The sequence below is a fragment of the Aromatoleum sp. genome (genome assembly GCF_036675785.1).
GTDB lineage: Bacteria > Pseudomonadota > Gammaproteobacteria > Burkholderiales > Rhodocyclaceae > Aromatoleum.
In genome coordinates this window covers 118483-125050 of record NZ_JAKFEF010000010.1, presented here as the reverse complement: position 1 = coordinate 125050, position 6568 = coordinate 118483, and the positions used below count along the sequence as shown (strand labels likewise).

Below are 6568 nucleotides of genomic sequence, written 5' to 3'. Positions count from 1 at the left end.
GCCGCGCGCGCGGCGGGGTCGCGTGCCAACCGGCACGCGGGCGGGCGGGCCGGGCATCGCGATGCGTCGCGGAAGTGGCATGTGTGCTCGGGTGGATCTCGGGTCGGTGGCGTTGTCGCGCGATTCGTCCATGGCAGCCGCTGGTATCCCGGCGCCCGCGCGGCGGCTCCCGTCGGCGCGTCGGGCGGCTTTCCCCCCTCCCCCCGAGAGCCGGGCGACGCCTGGTGTTTGTCGCACCGGCGGCCGCGAAGGTTCCGTGTTCGACCGGCAAGTCGGATGCGCATCAATTATCGCGGCCGGCCGGATTTCCGGGAAGACCGCCGGCAGCGGAGCGTGATCAATTCGACACGCGGCCGTCGCGGCTTTCCTCGTGCCTTGCCAGGTAGGGAAACGCGCTACGATCCGAGCCCAGCATGTGCTGCGCGATGACGTCGTACGCGAGGAACTGGAATAGATCGATCGCCGGCACGTCGTCGCGGACGATCAGCTCGAACATGCCCGTGGCCTTGTCGAGAAGGCGCGCGTGCTCGGCGGCATGGGCACGGCGGTCCGGAAAGCCGGCTTCGGCGTGGATGCGTTCCTCGTCGGCGAAGTGCTCGCGCACGTCCGCGAGCAGCTCGTGGACGATGCGCAGCGTATCCTCGCGCGAGGCGCGGGAGACGATCGCGTCGAGCAGGAGATTTGCATGCTCGAACAGGCGCTCGTGCTGCGTATCGAGCAGCGCATGTCCGCTGCAGTAGGCGTCGCGCCAGTTGAGCTGCAACGGCGAGCGCCGGGGCCTTTTGAGCGTGGCACGGAAGGCGGTAAGCGGATCACAGACCACCCGGTTGCGGCCGCCGCTCTTCGCCCTGTAAAGCGCGCGGTCGGCATGCGCGAACCACGACTCCAGGCCGGCGCCGCACTCGTATTCGGCCACACCGATGCTTACGGTGACGGCGAGGGTTTCGACGAACACCGTCGCGGCGACGTGGTCGCGGATCTTCCGGGCGAGCTGCTCCGCCTCGTGCAGCGGCGTGTCCGGCGCGAGGACGACGAATTCCTCTCCGCCCCAGCGGGTGACGGTGTCCGCGCGCCGAATGCCGTTGCGGATGCAGCAGACGAGATCGACGAGCACGCGGTCGCCGACGGCGTGGCCGTGGCTGTCGTTGAGGGCCTTGAAGTGGTCGATGTCGATGATCAGCATCGAGGCCGGGAAGCCGTGACGTTCGGCGCGCGACATCTCGATCAGCGCCGCGTCTTCGAGATGTCGCCGGTTCCACGCACCGGTCAGACGGTCGGTGTAGGCGAGGTGCTCCATCTGTTCCAGCGCCCGCTGCAGCTCGTTGTTCCGTTCCTCGACGATCGCGAGGGCCGCGCGCACGTCGTCGCACGGCTCGCCGCCGGCGAGTTCGGTGGCGCTGAGTTCGGTGGCGCTGAGGCAGGTCGCGATCGCTTCGCCGTCGCTGTTGCGCAGCGGGTAGCGGGACATGATGAAACGCCGGCGCCGACCGCGGATCGGACCTTCCTCGACGAAGTTTGCCGGGCCGGCTTCGGCGGCGGGCTTGTCGACGCGAAGAATCTCCGCGCCGTCGACCGTTCGCAGCACGTCGTCTTCGTTGCGGCCGACGAGGGCGTCGGCGGGCAGGCCGAGCACGCGCGCGAACTGCGCGTTGGCGAACAGATACGCGCCCTTCCGGCTCACGACGGCGATCAGCGCCGGAGACTGGTCGACGACAGGCTGCAGCAGCGACCGGCGGAATCCGTCTTCGAAAGTGTTCGACAAAGACTGGTTTCCGCTCATTCGGAGGCACTCCCTGTCGCCCCGTTCTCGCCGGAGCCCGCGTTGTTGGATGGTTCGGGCACCTTTCGTCCCGAACCGCTATCGTAATCGTCCCGCGCGAACGTGCGCGCGATATCTCGCGGGCATCGTAACAGGCGTCTTGTGCCGCCCGACCGGAATCGCAGCCCGCGATGGGGCATCGCGCCACCCGCGGCGCGAAAGCGCGGTATATTCCGGCCGCGACGCAACGCAAAAACCGGTTCCGTCGTGCCGGATCTTCTTCATGCCGATGTTTCCTTACGTCTTCTTCCGTCCGTTCTCCCCGTCGTCCGGCTGGTCCGATCCGATCTCCGCGAAATGATCGGCCACGACACTTTCCGCCGTGTCGACCGCTGGCTGGGCGTGCCCGCGTGTGCGGCGCTGACGCTGCTTCGGCGGGCGTACCGCTTCGTCAGGCCGTCCACGGCGAGCGTGGGGACCGCCGCCCCGAAGCACGTGCTGTTCGTGCAACTCGCCGAGTCGGGGAGCATGGTCCTTGCCGACCCCGCGCTGCGCGCGCTCGGGGCGTGGACGGGCGCGCGAACCTGCTGCGTGACGTTCGCGCGCAACGTCGGGAGCCTCGCGATCACCGCGACGCTCAGCGGCGAAAACGTGTTCCTGATCCGCACCGGATCGGCGGCCGAACTCGTGCGCGACGCCTGCCGCTTTCTCGTCTGGGTGCGCCGGCGCGAGATCGACGCGATCGTCGACGGCGAGCTATTTACGCGCCTCACCGCGGTGCTCTGCGTGCTCACCGGCGTGCGGCGGCGCGTCGGCTTCCACCGCTTCGACGGTGCCGGTCTGTACCGCGGCGATCTCTACTCGCATCCGGTCGCGTTCGATCCGGGGCGGCACATGGCGCAGAACTATCTGCGGCTCGTCGACGCGCTGCTTCCGCCCGCCGTCGATGCGGCACCGGCCCCGCCGGAGACGGCGGAGGCGCCGCGGATCGAGCCGCGCAATGTGAGCCCGGCCGAGCTGTACGCGGTGCGCGGCAAGCTCGCGGCGCGAGTCGGCAGCCTGTCGTCCGCGCGGCTGGTGCTGGTCAATGCGAATGCGAGCGAGATGCTGCCGCAGCGCCGCTGGCCGCCGGCGCATTTCGCGGCGCTGATCCGCGACGTGCTCGCGGAGTTCGGCGATGTGCACGTGCTGTTGATCGGCGCCGACGAGGACGCCGCGACGACCGCCGCGATCGCCGCGGACGTCGGTGACGCGCGCTGCGCCGATGTCGCGGGGTTGTTCACGCTCGCGGAGCTGCCCGCGCTGTTCAGCCTGAGCGCGCTGCTGGTCAGCAACGACTCCGGGCCGGCGCACTTCGCGGCGGTCAGCGTGCTGCCGGTGATCGCGCTGTTCGGGCCCGAGACGCCGTCGCTGTTCCGCCCGCTCGGCAACGCGGCGGTGATCAGCGCCGGACTGCCGTGTTCGCCGTGCGTGAATGCGGGGAACCAGCGGCGCACGCGCTGCAAGGACAATCAGTGCATGAAGCGGATTACGGTCGCGCAAGTGTTCGCCGCGGCGCGCGCGGTGCTCCTCGCCGGGGGCGCGAGTCGGCCGCCGGGGTTCATCGACGGACGCGGCGCGGGAGCCGAAGCGTGATCCCGCGCCGGCGCATTGCGTTCGAGTTTGACGATCTCGCGGACGCCGTGCGCGCGCTGCTCGCACCGCCCGAACGCGCGGAAGCCGATGTCGCAGCGTTCGAACGCGCGTTCGCCCGCTATGTCGGCGTGCCTCATGCGCTCGCCACCGCGAGCGGACGCGATGCGCTCGGCCTGATCCTCGACGGCCTCGGTCTTCGCGCGGGCGACGAGCTGATCATTCCCGCCTACACGCTCGGCGAGCTCCTGCCGCTGATCGCCGCGCGCGGCGTCGTCGCGGTGCCCGCCGACATCGATCCGGCCAGTCTCAACGTCACGCCGGACCGTGTCGCGCGCCGGCTCGGGCCGCGCACCCGGGCGATTCTCGTCGTGCATCTGCTCGGCGCGCCGTGCGACATCCGCGCGATCTGCGCGCTCGCGGACGAGCGCGGCGTGCCGGTCATCGAGGACTGCGCCCATGCGCTCGGCGCGCGGGTCGACGGCCGTGCCGTGGGCGCCTTCGGCCGCGCCGCGCTGTTCAGCCTCGAGGCGACGAAGGCGGTCGCCGCGTTCGGCGGCGGGGTCTGCACGACGGCCGACGACGCGCTCGCCGCCACGATCCGTGCGCGGCTCGCCGGCCGGACCCGCCGCGAACGGCCGGCGGTGCGCAAGGCGTTCGTCAAATTCGCCGAGGAGATGGTCGTGCGCAGTCCCGCGTACGGGCTTCTCGCGCGGCTGATGTTCTCGGACCGCCGGGCCGGCGGTTTCGACCGCTTCTATCGCCGCGCGAACGAACGCGTGCGCGGCGCGGCGGGGGCCTTCACCGGATTCCAGGCGCGGCTCGCGCTGCGCCGTCTCGCACAGGTGGAGGCGCGCGACGGGCGGCTGAGCGCGGTGCGCGACGAAATCGTCGGCCAGCTCCCGGCACGCTTCACCGTGCAGCGGCGCGACGGCAGCGGGACGCCGGCGTTCTACAACCTCGTCGCACTGTTCGACGGCGACATCGTCGCGCTGCGGGCGGCCGCGCAGCGGGCCGGGCTCGATCTCGGCATCGGCGGCGAGGTGATGGACGACACGGCGGCGATGCTCGGCTTCGGCGACTGCCCGGGGGCTGCGCACGCGCATTCGCGCGCCGTGCTGATTCCGCTTCACGACGGAATGCCGCGGCGGCGGCGCGAGCGCATCGTCGCGACGCTCGACCGCCTCGCCGCGGAACTGCGATGAACGCCGCTGACAGCGCCGCGAGCGCCGCGCTCGACGTGATGGCGAACGACGCCCGGCCAAACCGTGCGGGCGGCGTCGTCCTGCTGCGCGTCGACCGCGAAGCCGGGCGGCATACCGGTCACCCGCGCCATCTGCACCCGGCGCTCGACCTGAAATACATCCAGGCGCGGCTCGAAGACGCGCTCGGCGCGCCGGTGCCGCTCGTTGACGGCTGGCTCGGCCGCTTCTCGGTCGAGCAGTGCGTCGCCGCGGTGCTCGCGCGCCGTCCCCGCTACGCGGTGATCCGGGCGGTGACGTGGTGTCTCGACGAATCCGTGCGGGTCGGGGCGGCGCTGCGCGCGGCCGGCGTCGTCACGATCGCGGTCGGGCAGCAGGTGCAGCACGTCGCACGCACCGGCTTCCCCGGCTGGGACGAGGCTTTCGATCTCGCGCTGCCCGGCGAGCCGGAAGAGGAGGCGCCGCGCCTCGTGCTGCGCCTGCGGGGCGGCGAGCCGCTCGCCGCGTTGCGGGCCGAATGCCGCCGCCGCCTCGACGCGGGCGTCGCCGAACTCGTGCGCGAACCCGATGCGCTGCCGATCCCGCGCTTCGGCGAGGGCGAGCTGCGCGATTACGCGTTCCCGTTCCCGGTGCGCGGCCGGCCGGTCGCGCGCTGGGGCTATGTATTGGCGAGTTGGGGATGTCCGCGCCCGTGCCGGCACTGCACTGCGATCGTGCGCAAGAGCGTCGGTCGCGACTTGCGCGAGCGCGATGTGACGCGGGTCGTCGACGAAGTGCTCGCGTTGCGCGACGCCGGCGCGCAGGCGATCGCGTTCGAGGACGATTCGCTCCTCGTGCACCGCGCCCGCTTCCTGCGGCTTGCCGACGAACTTGTGCGGCGCGGCGCCGCGCTGCCGTGGATGGCGAACGCGCGGCCCGACGAACTCGACGCGGAGCGGGTCGACGCGGCCCACGCGGCCGGCGCAGTGCTGCTGAAGATCGGCGTCGACAGCGGCTCCCCGCGGCTGATCGAACACCTCGGCAAGACCGGCGACGGGCCGGGCTGGATCGCGGCGACCGAGCGCGGGTTCGCGCTGCTCGAAGCGAGCGGGATCGGGTCGGTCGCGCTGTTCATGGTCGGGATGCCGGACGAGACGCTCGCCGACGCCGAAGCGACGCTTGCGCTCGCGCGTCGCATCCGTCCGGACTACCTGCAGGTGCAGTTGTACCGCGCCTACCCGGACGTCGCGCTGTGGAAGGAATTGCCGGAAACGGCGCGCACCCGCTCGGCCGACTATCATTATCTCGCGGCGCAGAGCAACTGCAGCCGGATTCCGGCGGCGGAACTCGTGCGGCTGCAGCGCCGCTTCTACCGGGCGTTCTATTTACGCCCCGGATTCGCGGCACGTCATCTCGTGCGCCACTGGCGGTACTACCGTTCGTTTCACGCGCTCGGCCGCGCGCCGGCCGCGCTCGCGTATCTGCTGCGCGGCCGGTAAAGGGCGGGTAAAGATCAGATAAAGGGATCGGCCGCGCGCCCGGAGCGCTCAGTGACCCGAGCAGCCGCAGCCGCCGCCGCCGCCGCCGCAACCGCCCGCGCGCGGCGCGTTCGCTTCCGGCGCCGGCTCTTCCGCGCCGAGCCGAATCGCGAAGTCGATGACGATGTTGCCCGGTTCGCGCGCGACGTAGTTGATCTGCACTTGCGAGCCGTAGCGCTGCTGGATCTGGCCGAGCAACGGCAGCGGGTCGTGGTCGTTGACGAAGCGCATCGTCTCGCCGTCCTGCAGCGACTCGAGCGCGCCGAAGATCGCCGCGTGGCGGAAGCGCTTGGCGACGCCGCGGGCGTCGAACGGAAACACGTTGTTGTCGAAGATCGGAAGGTCGCTCATCTGTATGGTCCTCAAGGGTTGGGTGCGGCAAGGGCCGCATGGGAGGAATCCTAGGCAGCGGCCGGGGGCGTCGCCTTGAGTTAAAACAAGAAATTCGGGTGGCGGGG

The 6568-nt window shown here is 71.1% G+C and carries 5 protein-coding genes; 3 read left to right on the top strand and 2 right to left on the bottom strand.

Features of this window, described 5'->3' with window-relative positions; translation table 11 throughout:
• Positions 1 to 337: 337 nt before the first annotated feature.
• Positions 338 to 1780, bottom strand: a complete 1443-nt coding sequence (locus tag V6M37_RS02180; protein WP_332670683.1) for a diguanylate cyclase — start codon at positions 1778 to 1780, stop codon at positions 338 to 340.
• A gap of 336 nt (positions 1781 to 2116) precedes the next feature.
• Here V6M37_RS02180 and V6M37_RS02175 point away from each other — a divergent pair, with 336 nt between their 5' ends.
• From V6M37_RS02175 to V6M37_RS02165, 3 genes are read left to right on the top strand one after another with little or no spacing between them, the layout of a single operon-like run.
• Complete coding sequence (locus tag V6M37_RS02175; protein WP_332670681.1) at positions 2117 to 3394, top strand: glycosyltransferase family 9 protein; 1278 nt, start codon at positions 2117 to 2119, stop codon at positions 3392 to 3394.
• The gene (locus V6M37_RS02170) at positions 3391 to 4596 is read left to right on the top strand and encodes a DegT/DnrJ/EryC1/StrS family aminotransferase (RefSeq protein ID WP_332670679.1); all 1206 of its coding nucleotides are present in this window, start codon (positions 3391 to 3393) and stop codon (positions 4594 to 4596) included. The genes V6M37_RS02175 and V6M37_RS02170 overlap by 4 nt, the downstream gene beginning before the upstream one ends.
• Positions 4593 to 6071 (top strand): B12-binding domain-containing radical SAM protein, encoded by a 1479-nt coding sequence (locus V6M37_RS02165; RefSeq protein WP_332670676.1) that lies wholly within the window; start codon positions 4593 to 4595, stop codon positions 6069 to 6071. The genes V6M37_RS02170 and V6M37_RS02165 overlap by 4 nt, the downstream gene beginning before the upstream one ends.
• A gap of 48 nt (positions 6072 to 6119) precedes the next feature.
• Here V6M37_RS02165 and V6M37_RS02160 read toward each other — a convergent pair whose 3' ends face one another.
• A complete protein-coding gene (locus tag V6M37_RS02160) occupies positions 6120 to 6461 on the bottom strand; it encodes a DUF2249 domain-containing protein (RefSeq protein ID WP_332670675.1) in 342 nt (113 codons plus the stop codon).
• Positions 6462 to 6568 lie beyond the last annotated feature (107 nt).